Source organism: Pseudoalteromonas rubra (genome assembly GCF_004212645.1).
GTDB classification, from domain to species: domain Bacteria; phylum Pseudomonadota; class Gammaproteobacteria; order Enterobacterales; family Alteromonadaceae; genus Pseudoalteromonas; species Pseudoalteromonas rubra_G.
This window is the reverse complement of sequence record NZ_PPUZ01000021.1, coordinates 30,993-48,376: the sequence shown is the minus strand read 5'-3', so window position 1 is coordinate 48,376 and position 17,384 is coordinate 30,993. Positions and strand designations below refer to the sequence as shown.

14 protein-coding genes are annotated in these 17,384 nt (G+C 51.6%); 10 read left to right on the top strand and 4 right to left on the bottom strand.

Annotated elements, in window-relative coordinates; genetic code table 11:
• The first annotated feature begins 35 nt into the window (after window positions 1–35).
• From thiL to C3B51_RS08000, 5 genes are all read left to right on the top strand, one after another.
• Window positions 36–995, top strand: a complete 960-nt coding sequence (gene thiL, locus C3B51_RS08020; RefSeq protein WP_125716110.1) for a thiamine-phosphate kinase — start codon at window positions 36–38, stop codon at window positions 993–995.
• A 12-nt stretch (window positions 996–1,007) separates the two neighbouring features.
• Window positions 1,008–1,493, top strand: coding sequence for a phosphatidylglycerophosphatase A family protein (locus C3B51_RS08015; protein ID WP_130244701.1), 486 nt, complete (start codon window positions 1,008–1,010; stop codon window positions 1,491–1,493).
• 28 nt (window positions 1,494–1,521) lie between these two features.
• Window positions 1,522–4,599: a ligand-binding sensor domain-containing diguanylate cyclase gene (locus tag C3B51_RS08010; RefSeq protein WP_125716111.1), complete on the top strand. Its 3,078-nt coding sequence runs from the start codon at window positions 1,522–1,524 to the stop codon at window positions 4,597–4,599.
• Between the two features lie 194 nt (window positions 4,600–4,793).
• Window positions 4,794–5,099 carry an H-NS family nucleoid-associated regulatory protein gene (locus tag C3B51_RS08005; RefSeq protein ID WP_125716112.1) on the top strand — a complete coding sequence of 102 codons (306 nt, stop codon included), beginning with the start codon at window positions 4,794–4,796 and terminating at the stop codon, window positions 5,097–5,099.
• 131 nt (window positions 5,100–5,230) lie between these two features.
• Window positions 5,231–6,982 carry a DEAD/DEAH box helicase gene (locus C3B51_RS08000; protein WP_130244700.1) on the top strand — a complete coding sequence of 584 codons (1,752 nt, stop codon included), beginning with the start codon at window positions 5,231–5,233 and terminating at the stop codon, window positions 6,980–6,982.
• Between the two features lie 40 nt (window positions 6,983–7,022).
• On the opposite strand, the gene C3B51_RS07995 is transcribed toward C3B51_RS08000, so the two are convergent.
• A complete protein-coding gene (locus C3B51_RS07995) occupies window positions 7,023–7,349 on the bottom strand; it encodes a ribonuclease E inhibitor RraB (RefSeq protein ID WP_125716114.1) in 327 nt (108 codons plus the stop codon).
• 182 nt (window positions 7,350–7,531) lie between these two features.
• Between C3B51_RS07995 and C3B51_RS07990 the strand changes: the two genes are divergently transcribed.
• Genes C3B51_RS07990 through C3B51_RS07975 form a run of 4 tightly spaced genes read left to right on the top strand, consistent with a single transcriptional unit; the run spans window position 7,532 to window position 14,736 of the window.
• Window positions 7,532–9,268, top strand: a complete 1,737-nt coding sequence (locus tag C3B51_RS07990) for an autotransporter assembly complex protein TamA (RefSeq protein WP_130244699.1) — start codon at window positions 7,532–7,534, stop codon at window positions 9,266–9,268.
• The gene (tamB, locus tag C3B51_RS07985; RefSeq protein ID WP_130244698.1) at window positions 9,268–12,984 is read left to right on the top strand and encodes an autotransporter assembly complex protein TamB; all 3,717 of its coding nucleotides are present in this window, start codon (window positions 9,268–9,270) and stop codon (window positions 12,982–12,984) included. Before C3B51_RS07990 ends, tamB begins: the two co-directional genes overlap by 1 nt.
• Window positions 12,984–13,898, top strand: coding sequence for a transporter substrate-binding domain-containing protein (locus C3B51_RS07980; protein ID WP_130244697.1), 915 nt, complete (start codon window positions 12,984–12,986; stop codon window positions 13,896–13,898). The genes tamB and C3B51_RS07980 overlap by 1 nt, the downstream gene beginning before the upstream one ends.
• Window positions 13,813–14,736 carry a peptidylprolyl isomerase gene (locus C3B51_RS07975; protein ID WP_206076613.1) on the top strand — a complete coding sequence of 308 codons (924 nt, stop codon included), beginning with the start codon at window positions 13,813–13,815 and terminating at the stop codon, window positions 14,734–14,736. Before C3B51_RS07980 ends, C3B51_RS07975 begins: the two co-directional genes overlap by 86 nt.
• Here C3B51_RS07975 and queF read toward each other — a convergent pair.
• The gene (gene queF, locus C3B51_RS07970) at window positions 14,723–15,568 is read right to left on the bottom strand and encodes an NADPH-dependent 7-cyano-7-deazaguanine reductase QueF (RefSeq protein WP_130244696.1); all 846 of its coding nucleotides are present in this window, start codon (window positions 15,566–15,568) and stop codon (window positions 14,723–14,725) included. The two genes, C3B51_RS07975 and queF, sit on opposite strands and share 14 nt — an antisense overlap.
• A gap of 61 nt (window positions 15,569–15,629) precedes the next feature.
• Between queF and syd the strand changes: the two genes are divergently transcribed.
• On the top strand, window positions 15,630–16,175 hold the full coding sequence (gene syd / locus C3B51_RS07965) for a SecY-interacting protein (protein WP_130244718.1): 546 nt from the start codon (window positions 15,630–15,632) through the stop codon (window positions 16,173–16,175).
• Between the two features lie 30 nt (window positions 16,176–16,205).
• Here the strand turns inward: syd and C3B51_RS07960 are convergent, their stop codons facing one another.
• Window positions 16,206–16,979, bottom strand: a complete 774-nt coding sequence (locus tag C3B51_RS07960; protein ID WP_130244695.1) for a Zn-ribbon-containing protein — start codon at window positions 16,977–16,979, stop codon at window positions 16,206–16,208.
• Between the two features lies 1 nt (window position 16,980).
• Window positions 16,981–17,253 (bottom strand): hypothetical protein, encoded by a 273-nt coding sequence (locus C3B51_RS07955; protein ID WP_130244694.1) that lies wholly within the window; start codon window positions 17,251–17,253, stop codon window positions 16,981–16,983.
• Window positions 17,254–17,384: the final 131 nt, after the last annotated feature.

Genomic DNA, 17,384 nt, shown 5'->3' with positions numbered 1-17,384 from the left:
TGAGGAGAGCCGGCATGGGCCGGCTTTTTTAATGTATGAAGGAATTTGAGTTAATCAATCATTACTTCAAGGGGCGTGGCATTGCGCGTCGTGATGTAAAGGTTGGTATTGGTGATGATTGTGCCATAGTGACGGTTCCTGAAAAGCACCAACTTGCCATTACCACAGACACCCTGGTTGCGGGTGTACACTTCTTTGAAGACATTCCACCCAGAGCCCTCGGGCATCGCGCTTTAGCCGTCAATCTGAGTGACCTGGCTGCGATGGGAGCTGAGCCGACCTGGATCTCTATTGGTTTGACCTTACCCGAGGTCGATATGGCGTGGCTGGAAGCGTTTACCGAAGGCATGCATGAAATTGCCGAATACTATAATGTTCAGCTGATTGGTGGAGATACCACGCAGGGGCCGCTGACGATTACCATTTGTGCCAAAGGGATCATTCCCAATGACAAAGCACTGACGCGCTCCGGCGCCAAGGTTGGTGACTGGATCTATGTCACAGGTGAGCTGGGCGATGCTGCACTGGCTATTGAAGCACGTAAACGCCAGATCCCACTTGGTGACAAGCAACTAAAACGGCTTGAAGAGAAACTGCACTTTCCAACCCCCAGAGTGGCGGCTGGACAGGTTTTACGGGGGATGGCAACAGCCTGTATCGATATCTCAGACGGCTTGTTGGCTGACTTGCAGCACATTCTCAATAAATCTGCGGTCGGCGCCATCGTCAATATTGAAGATGTGCCGGTATCAGCGGTTATGCAGCAGCTTCAGCCTGAGGCTTTGCGGCACGAACTGAGCCTGGCTTATGGCGATGATTATGAGCTGTTGTTCACCGTCAATGACAGCAATAAAGGGGCTGTCGAAGCCCGCCTGCGTCAGTATGGCGTTGAGCCTGTTTGCATTGGCCAAATCACCGCCTCAGCAGGTAAGCTGGAGTTGCTCAATGAGGGCGAAAAGTGCCCACTGCCGCGCAGCGGCTATCAACATTTTTAACGAGGAGCAGGTTTGAATAAGCCGTTATCATTCAACCTTAAACGCCCACATCACTTTTTGGCTCTGGGGTTTGGTTTAGGACTGGCCCCCAAAGCCCCGGGTACCTTCGGTACTTTAGCCGCACTCCCTTTTATTTTGCTGACCATGGATCAACCTCTGTGGTTGCAGATAAGCCTGGCGATTGTGATCAGCCTGGCCGGCTTTTGGATCTGTGGTAAAACGGCGCGAGACGTCGGTGTGCACGACCATCCCGCGATTGTCTGGGATGAAGTTGCCGGGTTTTACATCACTATGGTAGGGGCAGCCATTAGCTGGCAGTCCCTGCTGGTCGGCTTTTTGCTGTTTCGCTTTTTCGATATCGCCAAGCCGGGTCCTATCAGACTACTGGACAGAAAACTCCATGGTGGTTTAGGGATCATGGCGGATGATTTGCTTGCCGGGATATTTTCATTGATTTGTCTGCAAGCTTTGTTTAAAACAGGGGTCCTGGGCGGCTAATTTTATTACGGGTACTAAGAGGGAGCCTATGCGATTTATACTGCTACTGTTGCTGTGCATATTCACTACAAGCGTGAATGCGGCAATTAATGATTATGTTGTTAAACAGTGGAGTATGCAAAATGGGCTGCCGTCACAAAGTATAAAAAGTGTGGTTCAGGATCAGCAGGGATATATCTGGCTGGGCACACAGTTCGGACTGAGTCGCTTTGACGGCCTGCAGTTCAGTAATTACACAACACAAAACAGTGATTTTTTGGACAGCAATGCGGTAAACAAGCTCTTTGTGGACCGCTTTGGCATGCTGTGGATTGGTACCCGCAGAGGGGTAACCCGGTTAAACCCGCAAACACTAAAGGCTGAGCGCTTTGAAGTTCAGGGCGAAGTCAGAGACATTCTTGAAGACCATAATGGTAATATCTGGGTTGCCGCGAATGGCTTGTATTATGTGTCGGCCAAACGCCTGACCTTAGCTGAAAATAATCTCGACAATAAAAAACTCTCCCTGACTCATATCAGTCAGATTGTTGGCTCGGTGACCAAGATGACGTCCTCTCCTCAGGGGATCTGGTTGGTCAATGAACGCCACTTATTGCGGATCAGTGAATCACAGTCGATGGGCTCCAACGACATGCGACTGGAACTGTCCAGCAAAATTTCGCTGCCACGACAGCTGGCACAAACTAATATCCATGACCTTGCCTGGATAGATGGCAAGCTTTTTCTCGCGTCGCAGTTGGGGGCTTATTTTCTCGACTTTGACGAAGTACTCAGACGCTACGATGAGATTGGCAATAACGCGACCTACAAGTTCCTGAGCGACCAGCAAGGTGGTATGTGGGTCTCTACTTATGGTCGACTGCTGTATAAAGAAAGCGGCGGTCAGTGGCAATTTGTCGAGTTGGCGCAGCTGGATCAGGGGATCTGGTTTACCGATATCTTTATCGACAATGACTCTAACGTATGGATGGCCAGTATAAATGAGGGCCTGTGGCTGGCACACGCGGGTAGGGTGGAGCGTTTTTCCGTTGGAGAGCAGCAAGAGCAGGCGATTTCGGCGATTACTCAGGATTTACAGGGCAACGTTTGGGTGGCAACCCGTGAAGGTGTGGGGCGTTTAGACAGCAGTGATAATTTTGAACCTGTGATCAGTGCTGAGCAGCTCAAAGGGGTTGAAATCCATGATATGGAGTTTGTCGGGGAGCGTTTGTTTTTGGGCACCGGTCGTGGCGTGGTGATTTATGAAGACGATAAATTACTCGCCATTCCTAATCGAGAGTTTCGCCAGACTCAGGTTTTTACTTTAACTCCTTCCAATCAGGGCGGCCTGTGGTTGGGTACCGGGCGTGGTCTGTACCGGCTCGATTATAGTGGCCTGACGCCCTTTACCTACAACGCCTTTCTTGGCAGTCAGTTTATAACCTATGTCGTCGACTTTCCGCGTTTTGGCTTTATCGGTACCGACAAAGGGGCCTATAAATACAATGAGCGGGGAATTGAAAAAATTGGCGGGCAGACTTCGCTTGAGTCCGCTTATGTGACCAGTATTTTGCACGTAGAAGACAGTGCCACACTCGTTGGGACCTTCTACGACGGGCTCTATTATCGTAGTCAGGATGGTGACTGGCATCAGCTGGATGCCTCTCATGGCTTGCCTTATGGCCCTATCTTATCTCTGCACTTTGATAAATCCCAGGAGCTGGTGTGGGTGAGCACCATGAAAGGCGTTTATCGAATGCCTATTGCTCAGTTCAGTGAGGTGGTGGAAAACTTACAGGTTGAGCAGGTGATAAACCCGTTTGACCGCCAGTTGGATGGGGTACCCAGTCAATGCTGTACCGGCTTGGGACATGATGCAGTGGTGGAGCAGGATGATTACCTGTTGTACCCCAGCCTGCAAGGTATCGTGCGGATCCCGAAAAAAGTGCAGCTGTTCAGCGCTGCCGAGCTGGCCCCTAAATTTGAGAGCATAGTCACGGCATACCGAAACCTGACCCCGGACAGGCTGGAAGGCCCAGTTGAGTTGGATACCAGTGAACGCGACCTGACCATTCGCTACACCGCCATCGATTTCTATGCGCCGCAGAGTATCGAATTTCGCTACAAGCTGGAAGGCCATGATGCGCAGTGGCGCGATGCCCAGTCACGACGCGAGGCGATTTATACCAACCTGCCGCCTGGCGACTTTACCTTTTTGTTGCAGGTAAAGCGACGCGGCCAGGACTGGCAGCAGGCACATAACCTGTCACTCAATTTACAGTTACCACAACGCTTTGATGAAACCGTATTTTTCCGACTGATCATTACCTGCGGCTTTATGTTTTTGTTCTACCTGGTGTTCTGGGTATTCCGCACTCAGGAGCGACGCAAACAGGCAGCGCTGGAAGCTCTGGTAGCTGAGCGCACCACCGAGCTGAGAAAAGCCAATGACAAGCTGAATCAGGTCAATACGCAGCTTAAACTGGTCAGTCACTCCGATGAACTGACCGGGCTACGCAGTCGGCGCTTTTTATTCGATCAATTACCGAAGGACATTGAGCATTATCAGCGCAACGCCCAGTCGTTGCGTCAGCAGGATAAGAGTCTGGTACTAATGATCCTGAATATTGATAGTTTCAGTAAAATCAACGATGCCTATGGCCCAATTGGCGGCGACAGTTGCTTGCAGCAGTTGGCTACCCTGCTCAACACCCGCACGCAGGGCTCTGATTATGTGGCGCGCTGGAGTGGCGATGAGTTCTTATTGCTACTGCGAGACTTTAAATGTTCTGAAGTTGAACGCTATGTCAGTGAATTATGTAAAGCCATCGCGCAATTTGATTTCAGACTACCGAACGGTAAATCGCTGAACCTGAGCGTTTCCGTTGGCTGGTCATTCTATCCACTGCCTTTGCTCGGAGGCCAGGTGATTGGCTGGGAGGCGTCCGTTAATCTTGCCGATATCGCGCTACATGAAGTGAAACAACGCGGCGGAGATGGCGCTGCGACCATTACCTTTGATGAGCAGCTCGATGCCTTTGAATTTGAACAGAGCCAGAACGTGGAATCGCAATTGCAACTGTTGCAGTCTAATGGGCTGGCTGAAGTGAAAGTATGGATGCGTTAGTCTGTCCCATCCCTTTGTTTGTCTCCAAATATGGAAAAAGCGTATAAACAAGGTTGAATATTGAGTAAATATCAACGGAGATTATAAATTTAACGACTTTTAATTTGAAAAGAGATAAATATAATATACTCTCTACATATCGAGCTTAATTAACTTAGAAAATTCTAAATTCAACAATCTACGAGAGTAATCCAATGCGTGAAATAAGATCTTTTATAAAGACTGCAAGCTACAGTGATTTGAATAAAGCGCTGGAGCTTATCCAAGCTGCTATTGATGAGCAGGCAAAACAGGAAGAAGCCAAAAAAGAAGTCTTGGCGCTGATTAAAGAAAAGGGATTGTCTTTAGAAGATTTTGCAGCGGAAAGCGCAACAGATAAGCGCAGCAAAGTGCGTCCAAAATACCGTATTGAAAAAGACGGTGAAGTATTTGAGTGGACAGGCCGTGGTAAAACACCAAAAGCTTTTGTTGGTGTTAATCTAGAAGATCACAAAATCTAATTGTGATCTTGCATAAGCCAGTGACCGTATTTCAACGCAATCTGGCTTATGCTGTTTAAACGTATCCCGGCCGGGTGCGTGTTCTAAATCTTTTCTCTTCTCAACGTTATCAAAATCCTTATTCATTAATATTGTCAGGTGTTCCTATTTACACGCTAAGACCTTATCAAGAAGAAGCTGTTGCTAATACCGTTGCACATTTTAAAAAGTCAGATGACAGTGCGGTGATTGTGCTGCCAACCGGCGCAGGTAAAAGCCTGGTGATTGCGCAGCTCGCTAGACTGGCAAAACATAAAATTCTTGTGATGACTCATGTCAAAGAGCTGGTTGAGCAAAATGCGCAGAAATACCAGAGTTATGGATTAACGGCGAGTATTTACTCCGCCGGCTTAAAGCAAAAAGACCTGACCCATCAGGTGACATTTGCCAGTGTTCAGTCACTGGCTCGCAATATAGAAGCAATAGATACCTTTTATTCCTTATTAATTATTGATGAGTGTCACCGGGTAAGTGGTGAAGACGACAGTCAGTATATGGCGGTTATTGCACGCTTGAGGCAATTTAATCCGGCGTTAAAAATACTGGGTTTGACAGCTACGCCCTATCGACTGGGCAGTGGCTGGGTGTATCACAGCCACTATCATGGTTTTGTGCGCGGCAGCGAAAATAGTCCCTTCCGTCGCTGTATTTACGAATTGCCGCTGCGTTATATGATCAAGCATGGTTATCTGACACCACCGAATAAAATCGATCCGGCTGTAGAAAACTATGATTTCTCTGCACTCACCAGCAACGCGTTTGGTCGCTATAGTGAGGCGGATATGAACCAGCTGCTGCAAAGCAATACCCGGGCGACCAAAAGCATTATTAATCATGTGGTCTCGCTCAGCAAAGACCGTCACGGGGTGATGATTTTTGCGGCAACAGTATTACATGCTAAAGAAATTATCGGTTATTTACCTGCGCAACAGACGGCCCTGGTTATTGGTGATACAGATAACCGGGAGCGCGATGATATTATCGCGGCATTTAAACGTCGAGAAATAAAATATCTGGTAAATGTATCGGTATTAACCACAGGGTTTGATGCGCCTCATGTGGACGTGATCGCTATTTTGCGGCCCACAGAATCGGTGAGTCTGTACCAGCAAATTGTGGGCCGGGGCCTGCGCCTGAGTGAAGGCAAAAAAGACTGCCTGGTGGTTGATTACGCGGCCAACGAGTTTGATTTATTTCACCCTGAAGTGGGCAGTAAAAAGCCTGATTCAGACAATGAACCTGTCCAGGTGTTATGCCCGGGCTGTGGCTTTGGCAATGTTTTCTGGGGTAAATATGATGAACAGGGGCGTGTAATTGAACATTTCGGCCGACGTTGTCAGGGGCTATTGCAGGATGACGAAGGCAATGAACAGCAATGTGACTATCGTTTCAAATTCAAAGAATGCGATAACTGTGGCGCTGAAAATGACATTGCAGCACGCCAGTGCCACAGCTGTGGCGTGATGCTGGCAGACCCCGACGACAAGCTGCGTGCGGCGCTCAATCTGAAAAATGCCATGGTGATCCGCTGTAGTGGCCTAAGCGGTGAAGTGATTAAAGCTCAGTTGCTGAAAATCACTTACTTTGATGAGGACGGGGCGAGTGTGAGCGAGGTGTTTGATTTTGCAAAACCGGCTAGCCGACACCATTTTGTTCGTCAGTTTGCCAAGCATTGCCGCAGTGGCGTGAATGTGAAGGCGTGGACTGAGGTCGCGCAAGTGGATGCCACTTTACTGTCGGCGCCCGACTTTGTGATTGCCCGGCAACACAAGAAGTATGGCTGGCAGGTAACAGAAAAGATTTTTGATTATCAGGGCAGTTATCGTACCGCAGACAAAAGCTAATGCAGAGCACTTTGGGCTCTGCATCGTTCAGGTCCGAGTGTTATTCGGCGAGTATTCCCCAGCCATCGCCATAGCCTTCGTGGCTGTTGGCGATAGACTCCAGATACTGCTCGGTCTGACTTAAGAGCTGGTGATCCGGCACCATAGTGACAGAAGTAACGACTTCCCATACACCGGTATCCGGGCAGGTATCCAGTTTGGTTTTGGGTGCCAGCTCATCAGCGGCAATGGCAAGCATAAAACGCTCTGCGTCGGCCTTTTGTTCGAACAAAATAAAAAAATCGATGCTGTGCATCTGAGTGAGATCGACACCGGCAGCGGCTATCTCAGACAGAAGCTGGCCGTTGTCATCATCAGGGAATTGCATAATCGTACTCAAGTTAATATAGCTGGGGATATTGTCCGCTATCCAACACAAAATAAAAAGCACTGAGGGCAAAAATTTGCGCCTAAGCGCATAAAAATAACACACTGCTAAGGTGCTTCTCGCCATGTCAGTGTTATCTTGCTGTGGTATGATAATGCCAATGTTAACTATAGGGTTATTTAGTGCGTTTATCTGCGTTTAGCGCCATCTTCGTTGCGCTGCTTTTTTCATTTCAGTCCTGGGCCAATCCGCCATCTGGTATCACAGAGTTTACCATTCACAGTGCGTCTGACAGCACTGAATTAACGGATGAAGCCCGTGACAATGTGATGCGCTTTTTAGCTTCATATGTAGGCAAGCCATTCACGCCGCGCAGGAAAAAACTCATTGATAAAGATGTGACTAAGGCGCTGCAGGCATTGGGATACTATGACCATACGCTTTCCCTGGCTTTTGATTCCCAGACGCGTCGCGTTAATTTAGAGCTGGACCCCGGAGACGCCTGGCGCTGGGATCAGGTCGAAATCTCCCTGCAGGGCATTGACGATGAGGCGCTGCGCACTCGTTTGCTGAGTGGGGCTATCCAGGTTGGTGAACAAGCCAGACATGATCGCTATGAAGCCACCAAAGCGCAGATCGAAAGCCTGTTGCTGGAGCTGGGTTACTTTGATTTTCAGTGGCTAAGAAAACAGCTTAGTGTGGATAAAGCACAGCAACAGGTTTCTGCGACACTCGTGTTATCGGCGGGCCAGCGCTATCGCTTTGGCGCGTTACGATTGTCAACGCAGTCTAAGGCGATTGCGTTTGCACAAGCGCTGAGCCCATTTCAGCCGGGCGAGCACTATGTCGCAGAAAAGTTGTCGCAATATAACCTGACGCTCAATGAAACCCCGTATTTTCAGAGTGTGCGTGTTTATCCGCTACTCAAAGCCAGACAAAGCGGCGAGGTGCCTATTCGTGTTGAGCTAGTCGACAAGCCGGCCAATAGCTATGAAGTAGGCGGAGGATACAGCACGGATTTAGGGGCAAAAGCACGCTTTAAATGGAGCAAACCCTGGATCACCCAGGGGGGACATTCGATGACTTCAGATCTCAATGTGTCGCAGCGTCAGCAGGATATCAGCGCGGCGTATACCATTCCGGTGAGCGACCCAAACAGCGATGTGTTTCGCATCTTAGGAGGTTATCAGTTACAGGACGACCTCACTGAAGGGGTCGATACTAAAACCTGGAACATTCAGGTTCAGCGTCAATGGCTGACGTCCGGCAACTGGGTCCGTACCGCTTTTTTAAAGCGAGAGCATGAAACCAGTGAGCAGGGAGGTGAAACACTCAAGACCGAGATGCTCATTCCGGGGATCAGCTATGCGAAAAAGCAAAGTCAGGGTGGCATGCTGCCTTACTGGGGCAATGAGCGGTTAATCTCGATTGAGCTGGCCAGCGATTCGGTTATATCTTCCACGTCTTTACTCAAGGTGCGATGGAAAAATGCCTGGCTGCGAAACCTGCAGCAGCGACACTTCTTTCTGACACGCCTGGAAGCCGGTGCGATTGTCACGGATGATATTTCGGCCGTGCCTTTTAATATGCGTTTTTTCGCCGGTGGCGATCAGAGTGTGCGCGGCTTTGCCTATCAGTCTGTGGCACCGCGCGATGAAGAGGGAAACCTGCTTGGGGGTAAATATCTTGCGACCGCCAGCGGCGAGTATAATTACCAGTTCTTACCCAACTGGCGTGTTGCCCTGTTTGTAGATACCGGTACGGCAACGGATGATTTTAAAGACAAGTGGGCCGTGGGGGCGGGGTTTGGATTGCGTTATCTGACGCCGGTCGGACCTATCCGGCTTGATCATGCTTGGGGACTGAGTAAAGACAGTAAAAGCACACGTTTAAGTATTGTGATTGGACCGGAGATGTAATGGGATTGAAAACTTGGCTGCGCCGAATTAGCTATGCTGTTGCAGGCGTGTTTGTAACCGTCTTTTGTCTGCTATTTACCTTGCCCGGTCACCAGCTGATGGTGTGGGTGGCCAATCACAGTGTGCCGGGGTTGCAGGTCAGCTCGCCTCAGGCGCGTCTGTTATCCAACGCGGTGCTGGATATTCGTTTTGAAAATGAGCAGCTGACTTTTGGTGCGCGCCGGATGAGCCTGTCACTGGATTGGTTTAGCTGTGCCACTGTGTGCCTGTCTGGCAGTGCCGATAAAATAACCCTGCATCTGGCAGAGCAGGGCAGTGAGCCGCCTATAACAGCACAATCAGAGCCTGCTGCTGAGGCAGCCCCTTTGTCAGTACCTTTCTCTATCGCTATTAAGCAGTTCCGTTTGGGTGGGGCAGACATCAAGGTCGCCGGACACCAGATCAGCCTTACTAAGTTGGCGCTGGCAGCCAGTGCTGATGAGCAGGGTCTTCAGCTTAGCAAGCTTGCGCTGCGCAGTGCACAGATCCTACAAACTGAAGCGCCGGCGCCTGCTGAGCCTTTTGCAATGCCGACAGAAATTCCGGCATTGTCGCTGCCCGCCATAGAGCTTTCCATGGCCGTTAACCTGGAACAACTTAGTGTTGCAGAGCTGAGTTATCACCCCTATGAGGGAGACAGTCAGACGTTGACGCAGCTTCAGCTCAGCGCAGATGTCAGGCAATCTGAGCTGTCGGTACGTCATTTATCACTGGGTTATCTCGCCCATCAGCTGGCGCTCACTGCGCAGGCAGACCTTAGCAGCTGGGCAGTGTCGGGGGCACTTGATTATCAGCACCCCGATTACCAGAGTAACCTGACGTTCAGCGGCGATCTCAGGCAACTTGAGCTGGCGGCCACAGTTGCCGGCAATGCACAGGGTAAAGTTGCTTTAAGTGTGAGTCCGGCGCAGCCAAACTGGCCATTCTCACTGGATGTGCGCGCTGAACAATCCGCGCTTGGCGCACAGCACAGGTTACAGCACCTAACGCTCAGCGCAGCAGGCACGGCAGATGACTATCAGCTTACTGCCAATGCCGACGTGACGCTGAGCGAGCAGCTGGCGCTGGCAGATAATCAGCTCGCGGTGCAACTGGCTGCCAGCGGCGGTCTTAGCGCATTGACGTTGCAAAAAGCCGCACTGGACCTGGGAGAAGCGCACACCCAACTGAGCGCTGAGGTAAGTTGGCAAGACGGGATCCGCAGCCAGCTTCAGGGCAAGCTGCATGCATTGCCGTTAGGTGCCTGGCTGGCGTTCGATGAGACGCAGCTGTCGGGCGCTTATCAACTTGAATTTGAGCAGCATGGTAGTCAGTGGCAGGCACAGATTAACGAGCTGACCCTCAGCGGGCAACTCGCTGCCTTGCCTTTGCAGCTGGTCGCTCAGGGCAAAGTGAACAGTGACTTACATGGCGAACTTCAGGCTGCCCGGCTCAGTTATGGGCAAAGTCAGATCACGGTGTCTGGCACCGCCGACCAGCAATTGGACTTACAAGGCAAGCTGCAACTAGCGCACCAGCGCAATGCACTGTTGCCGGCGGATATTCAGTTATCAGGACAATTTACTGCAAGCGGGCCGGTTGATAGTCCAAAACTGACGCTTAACAGCCTGCTTGGCAAACTGGGTTATCAGGATACCTCAATCGACAGCGGCACACTGGCACTGAGTCTGGATATGGCCCGAAACTGGCTGACTGATCTTTCCTTGTCTTTGTCTGCGGTGACCGTGGGTGAATTGAGCGCAACGGATCTCAGCGTCACAGCACAGGGCGATCAAAGCCTGCATCAGCTGAACGTGCAGGCCGACAATACCGATGGCAGCGTCGAGTTGACGCTGAGTGGTCGGTATGCTCAGCAAGCCTGGGCAGGCCAGATTGATGCCGGACACTTGAACTTGAAAAACAGTGAGCTGGCGCTGGTGTCTCCGGCGGCGCTTGCCGTCAAAGCTGGGCAGGTACAAGTGGCTCGCCAGTGTTGGACGCTGTCACCCGGGCAGATCTGTTTTGCGGCGCAGCATGGCACTCAGGGTCAGGCCAGCGTTGAAGTGCAAGAATTGGATCTGACGCATTTTAATCCGCTACTGAGCGACCTGGCGAACCTGCAAGGCCGGTTATCGGCGAATGCCAGCGCAGCCTGGTCGCAGGGCCAGTTACAGGCGTTGGATGGCAAACTGGCAATGTCGGATGCTCAGGTTACCCTCTATGGTGCCGCGGCAGAGCAGCTCAGCGACAACGAAGATAACGTTGCCCCGACGTTACCGCTTGAAATTGAAAACTTTTCCCTAGCACTGAACAGTGATGCGCAGCAGGCCAAAGCAGACTGGCAGTTGGCGCTCAGAAAACTAGGACACTTTAATGGTGAGCTGGCCATGCCACTACAGGCCGAGCCACAGACTATGCGTGGTTTTGTCAACATAGCCGGCATCGAGCTTGGTAAATTCCGCCCGCTATTGCGGCGCTTGTTATGGCCAGATCTGGAGCTGGGTGGCACCATTGCTGGTCAGGTTAACATTGATGGTGCTTTGGCTCAGCCGCAGCTCAGTGGCCAGCTCAGCGCCACAGATATTCAGCTTAAGGCCAGTGAAATACCCGTCGCCATTAGCGACCTAGACCTGGACGTGCAATTGCAAGGCCAGCGGGCCCAGCTAACCGGTCTGCTGAACACTACACCGCGAGGGCAGGTTGCACTCAGTGGTGAGCTTGACTGGCAGTCATCTATGATTGCGGCGCTCAAACTCAATGGTGAGCGACTGACACTGATGCCACAGCCGGGCGTAGAGCTGGATATCTCCCCGGACCTGTCACTGCGTTACAACGGCCAGTATGGTGAAGTCACCGGTGCGGTGACAGTCCCTTATGGTCGGATTGAAATTGCCGAATTACCGCAGGGGGTGGTCGCCGTCAGTGACGATCAGGTGATAGTAGACAGCGCCAGCGCCACTCAGCCAAACCAGATGATGGACTATCGTCTTGACCTGGATGTGCGTTTGCTGGATGACGTCAGGGTCAAGGCGATGGGACTGGATGCTTATCTGACAGGTGAGCTGTCTTTGGAAAAGCAGCTTGCTTCGGCCCTGTTGGCCAGTGGCGAGATCAATCTCAGAGAGGGTAAGTATAAAGCCTTTGGCCAGGACCTGAGTATCGAGACGGGTCAGCTGGGCTTTAATGGTCCGCTGGACAAGCCCTATATCAATGTGCGGGCTATCCGTAACCCGGATACCACGGCGGATGGGGTGATTGCGGGTGTTGAAGTGAAGGGCAGTATTCGTAGCCCTGAGCTGGTGATTTATTCGCAGCCTGCGATGGATCAGGCCCAGGCACTGGCTTACCTGCTCAATGGCCAGCCGCTGGGCGAGGGCGAAAGTAACAACAATACCATGCTGGCACAGTTACTCCTGTCGCAGAGTATAGACCGTAGTAAGGGTTACTTTGCTAAAGCGGGCGAGACGATAGGGTTTCAGGATGTGAATCTGGCTGCCAAGGGCAGCGGTGATGATACTCAGGTTGAAGTGTCAGGTTATCTGACACCCAGTGTTCAGGTTAGTTACCGGGTTGGGGTGTTTGCGTCGCTCAGTGAGGTGGCGGTGCGCTATCGGATTTTTTCAAAGTTTTATATTGAAGCTACCAGCGGTTTGTATAAGAGTATTGACTTGCTTTACAAGTTTGACTGGGACGAATAATGCGCCGCTTTTTGTTGCTACTGATGCTGTGTGCCTCGACTGTGGCTGCGGCTAAACCTCAGCCGCTGGAGATCCGGGTGACTGCTGGTGCCGACCCCTATGTGACACAGCTACTTGAGCTGGCGCTGTCTTATCAGTCCCGGCCAGTGATATTAAAGCCGATCGCCGGGATCCCAACGCAAAGTCGGGCCGTGCGATTGCTTGGCAAGCCGTCGGGTATCGATGTGTTTTGGTCGGTCACCAGTCGGACGCGCGAACAGCAGGCGCTGGCCGTGCGCATTCCTCTGGTAAAAGGTCTGCTGGGATATCGGGTGCTGTTTATTGCAGCCAGCCGGGCTGCCGATTTTGTCGATATTAAGCATTGGGGGCAGTTACAGCCTGTATTGTTTGGGCTACGTCACGACTGGCCCGACCGAGAGGTCTTTGAACTTAATGGGTTGCAGGTCGTGGCATTTCACGACACCGAAAAGGCGATGAGTATGCTCAGCAGCAAGCGTCTGGATGTGGTGCCGCTGGATATACTGGCGGCGGGCGATTTTTCGTCGCGCAGCGATATCATGGTGCAACCTCAGTTGCTGATCCATTACCCGTCGGCCGTCTATCTGTTTGTTGATAAAGCCAATACCCAGCTCCACGCGTTATTGCAAAAAGGCCTTGAGGAGGCGATTGCAGATGGCTGTTTCGAATGGCTGTTTCGCCGCCACTTTGCAAGGCAGCTTGAACAGCTGGACCTGGCCGGGCGCACACGACTGAACTTACCAAATCCGACTTTGTCTGCCGAGACGCCGTTGTCACGGAGCGAACTGTGGTATCAACCAGGAAAATACAATGACAATAATAACACGCAAAGCAACAAAACTGAGCATGGCAGCCATGTTGCTCCTCACCCTCACTGCCTGCCAGTCAAGCCCTGAACAGGCCAGTACTGATAAGGTATCCTCAGCGTTAACTGGCCTTTCTCCTGCTGACATCATCGCACAGGCCAGCGAGACGGACTGGCGCACTGTCGAGCCGGAGCAGATTCTTAAAATCACCCTGCCAGGCGGCCCGGTCTATGTTGAACTGAATCCTGAGCTTGCACCGGGACACGTGAGCAATATTAAAGCGCTGGCACGGGAAGGCTTTTATCAGGGGTTGTCGATATACCGCTTTGTTGAAGGCTTTGTCGCACAGGGGGGTGACCAAAGTGATGAGAAGCGTCCTGTAAACGGTAAAAAAACCATCCCTGGCGAGTTTTATCTGGAAACGGCCGCGCCTTTGGAGATCACGGGCTTAAATCTGGTCGACGGATATGCACCACGCAGTGGATTTTTACATGGGTTTGCTGTGGCACAGAACGACGAGGGAACACGCACCTGGCAAACCCATTGCCCAGGGGCGTTTGCCATGGCGCGGCAGAATGACGCCGACAGCGGCGGGACTGAGTTCTACTTTACGCTCAGCGCACAGCGTTATCTGGATTTAAATACCACGGTTTTTGGCCGGGTGTTAGCGGGGATGGAGCATGTGCAGCGATTGCACCGACAGCCCCAGGGTCGCCTTCCTTTTAACCCTATTCTGGCGGTTGAGGTACTGGCGGACATTGAGAAGACGGATAAACAGCGTTTTCGGGTATTTAACACCGAAAGCCGTGCTTTTCGGGCCTTGATTGCGGCGCGTAAAAACCGTCCGGAAGCCTGGTTTTTACACCAGGCCAATCACACCGATGTGTGCGCCGTTAACGTGCCGGTACAGGCCTTTACTGGCGATTGATCCGCACGTTGAAGGCGGTCTGATTTTGCTCGCTGGAGCGAAATGGATTGATGTCCAGGCCGCCGCGGCGGGTATAACGGGCGTATACTTCCAGCTTGCTGGGTTTGAGCGCGCGCAGCAGATCGCAGTAAATACGCTCAACACACTGCTCATGGAACTCGTTATGATCGCGAAATGAGATCAGGTAACGCAGCAGCGACTCCCGACAGAGTTTCGCGCCTTCATAACGGATCACGATACTGGCCCAGTCTGGCTGTGAGGTGATCAGGCAGTTCGACTTAAGCAAGTGGCTGTGCAGGGTTTCACTGACCGGCTCGTCGCTTTGCAGCGCCAGCAGGCCATCGCGCGGGCTATAATCATTGACCGTGATATCTAAGTCATCGATACAATCGCCCGGCAACGCTGAAAATGGCAGGCAATCGTGGTCATCGGGGCCATACAGTGTCACTGCCACATCGCATTTGGCTGCTGCGGATAGGTCTTGTTGCAAGGCATTGCGTACGGCATCAAAGCTGTCAAACTTGCTCTGATTAAAACTATTCAGATAGAGCTTAAAGGATTTAGACTCGATAATGTGGCTGCTCTGACAAGGGAATACAAATCGCGCGATTGCCACCTGAGGTTTGCCTTTTGAGTTCAGCCAGGACAACTCATAGCCATGCCAGATGTCTTCACCAAAAAACGGCAATGCCTGCTCGTCCACGGCTATCTGGTCGCGGTTGAGTTTACGGGCGATAGGGTGCAGCAGGCTGGGGTCATACTGACTGGCGTATTCTGTGGTTTTACCCAGCACAGAAGCTTTTAACTCCGGGGCGTTATTGTAGTCTGTCATGTTGATCCATTAGTAGTTACAATGGCAACGATTATAGCGAATAATGAGCGAGAATAGCAGTATGAGCGTGCGCACTTTGATCCTCGAACTTCACGAAAAATTTGCCAACTCCGTGCAGCAATCCCAGGGCCACTGGCCACTGATCCAACATGACGAACAATGGCCCAGCCCCTGTGAGACTGGTGAGCCAAGGGGTGATGGGCTGATAGCCTGGCAGGCAGTACCAAGAACCCCTGGCGGGGATTTGAATGCGCTGGCCAGTGCACTGGATACCCAGTTTAGCGCTGAGCTGAATGACTTTTACGGCTCGGCTTTTGGCGGTAATATACTGCTTATGCTGGAGGGAGAAGAAGTTGAGTTGTTGCAGGCCTGGAACGAAGAGGACTTTGAGCGTTTGCAGCAGAATATCACAGGCCATGTACTGATGAAGCGTCGCCTGAAACAAGCTGATACCGTTTTTATTGGCCTGACTGCACAGGAAGATGTGCTGATCACTGTGCAGCTGAGCAGCGGAGAAGTGTGCCTTGAGCGTGTCGGTAAGGCACCACATACCGTGCTGGCGCCGAGCCTGAGCGCATTCCTGAGTCAGTTAACGGCACAGTTTTAAAGACCTGTTGGGTGATGGCCTCATCACCCCTTACTGAAAGTCCCAGGAAATATTAGAGACCAGCTCGCAGGTATCACACTTAAAGTCGAAAATCCCAAACCAGGGTTCATCCAATGCCCAGTGCTCATCGCATCCCGGGCACTTACGCGCCTTTTCCTGTGCCAGACTCTCGCCACCAACCCGGTACAGGTAGTAATACACAGGTTTTTTGGTGAGATAACGGATCCGTTTACTCAGGTCCAGCCCCCGCCGGGTCAGATCGCTGTCCAGGCTGGTCAACTCGTTCAGGGCGGCAAACTCGCAGCGCGTGGCGCCATTGATCTGGATCTGATCACAGGCCTGCCAGTCTTCCTGCCATTTGATTAATGCCTTGTAGTCCCCGTTGGCGATGGCCGGAATGGTGTATAGCGGAACTGGCTGAAAATCATCACCGCAATAGAGCGGGCTGCAGGTATGCACATACGTGGTGTAGAGAATAAAGCTGGATGGAGATTGACACTGATCGGCACCATTTGCGTGAATATCCTGACCAATCACTTTTACTTTAGGGGCCAGCAATCCTGCCTGTTGCAGTTGCTCAATGGCATGTTTGACAAAAGGGCTGTGATGCAGCGGATGCAAAGAGTCTTCAAGTGGACACATCACCCGGGTGATAAAAAACCCTTCCTTTAACACGGTAGGAAATTCATCACCGATGATTTGACCATTGAAACGCAAGGCATTGACCAGTCGGTTAATGGCCTGCTCGGCCAGTTCCAGCGTGGTGTCCTGGTAACAGTCAAAAGTAAGATCAACCACAAACATATCAGCGAGACTCCAGCAGGGCGAGTAGTTTGTCCAGCTTAGCCTCAATGCGGTCCAGCTGAGTTTGCTCCGTTTCCTGGCTTGGCTGCGCGGCCTGCTCAGTTTGTTGTTCAAGTGTTGATAACAGATCAGGATTATTTTTGTAAGCCGTCAGTCCCGCAATGATCAGGGGCATGGCGACAGGCTCTGCCAGTTTGGCTTTGGTGGTGGCAACGGTGGGGGTTTTGCCTTGCGCAACGAGTGCGGCAATTGCGTTCAAAACTGCGGGATGCATATAGCGGCCTCTGGAAAATAAAACTCACTGCATTGTAACACTTTAGCCGCCGGAACATCACCAGTAAAACCTGGTCCCGCTGCGTAAATGGCGGCGTGAACGCAGGCACTATGCACGACTAGCAGGTAAGG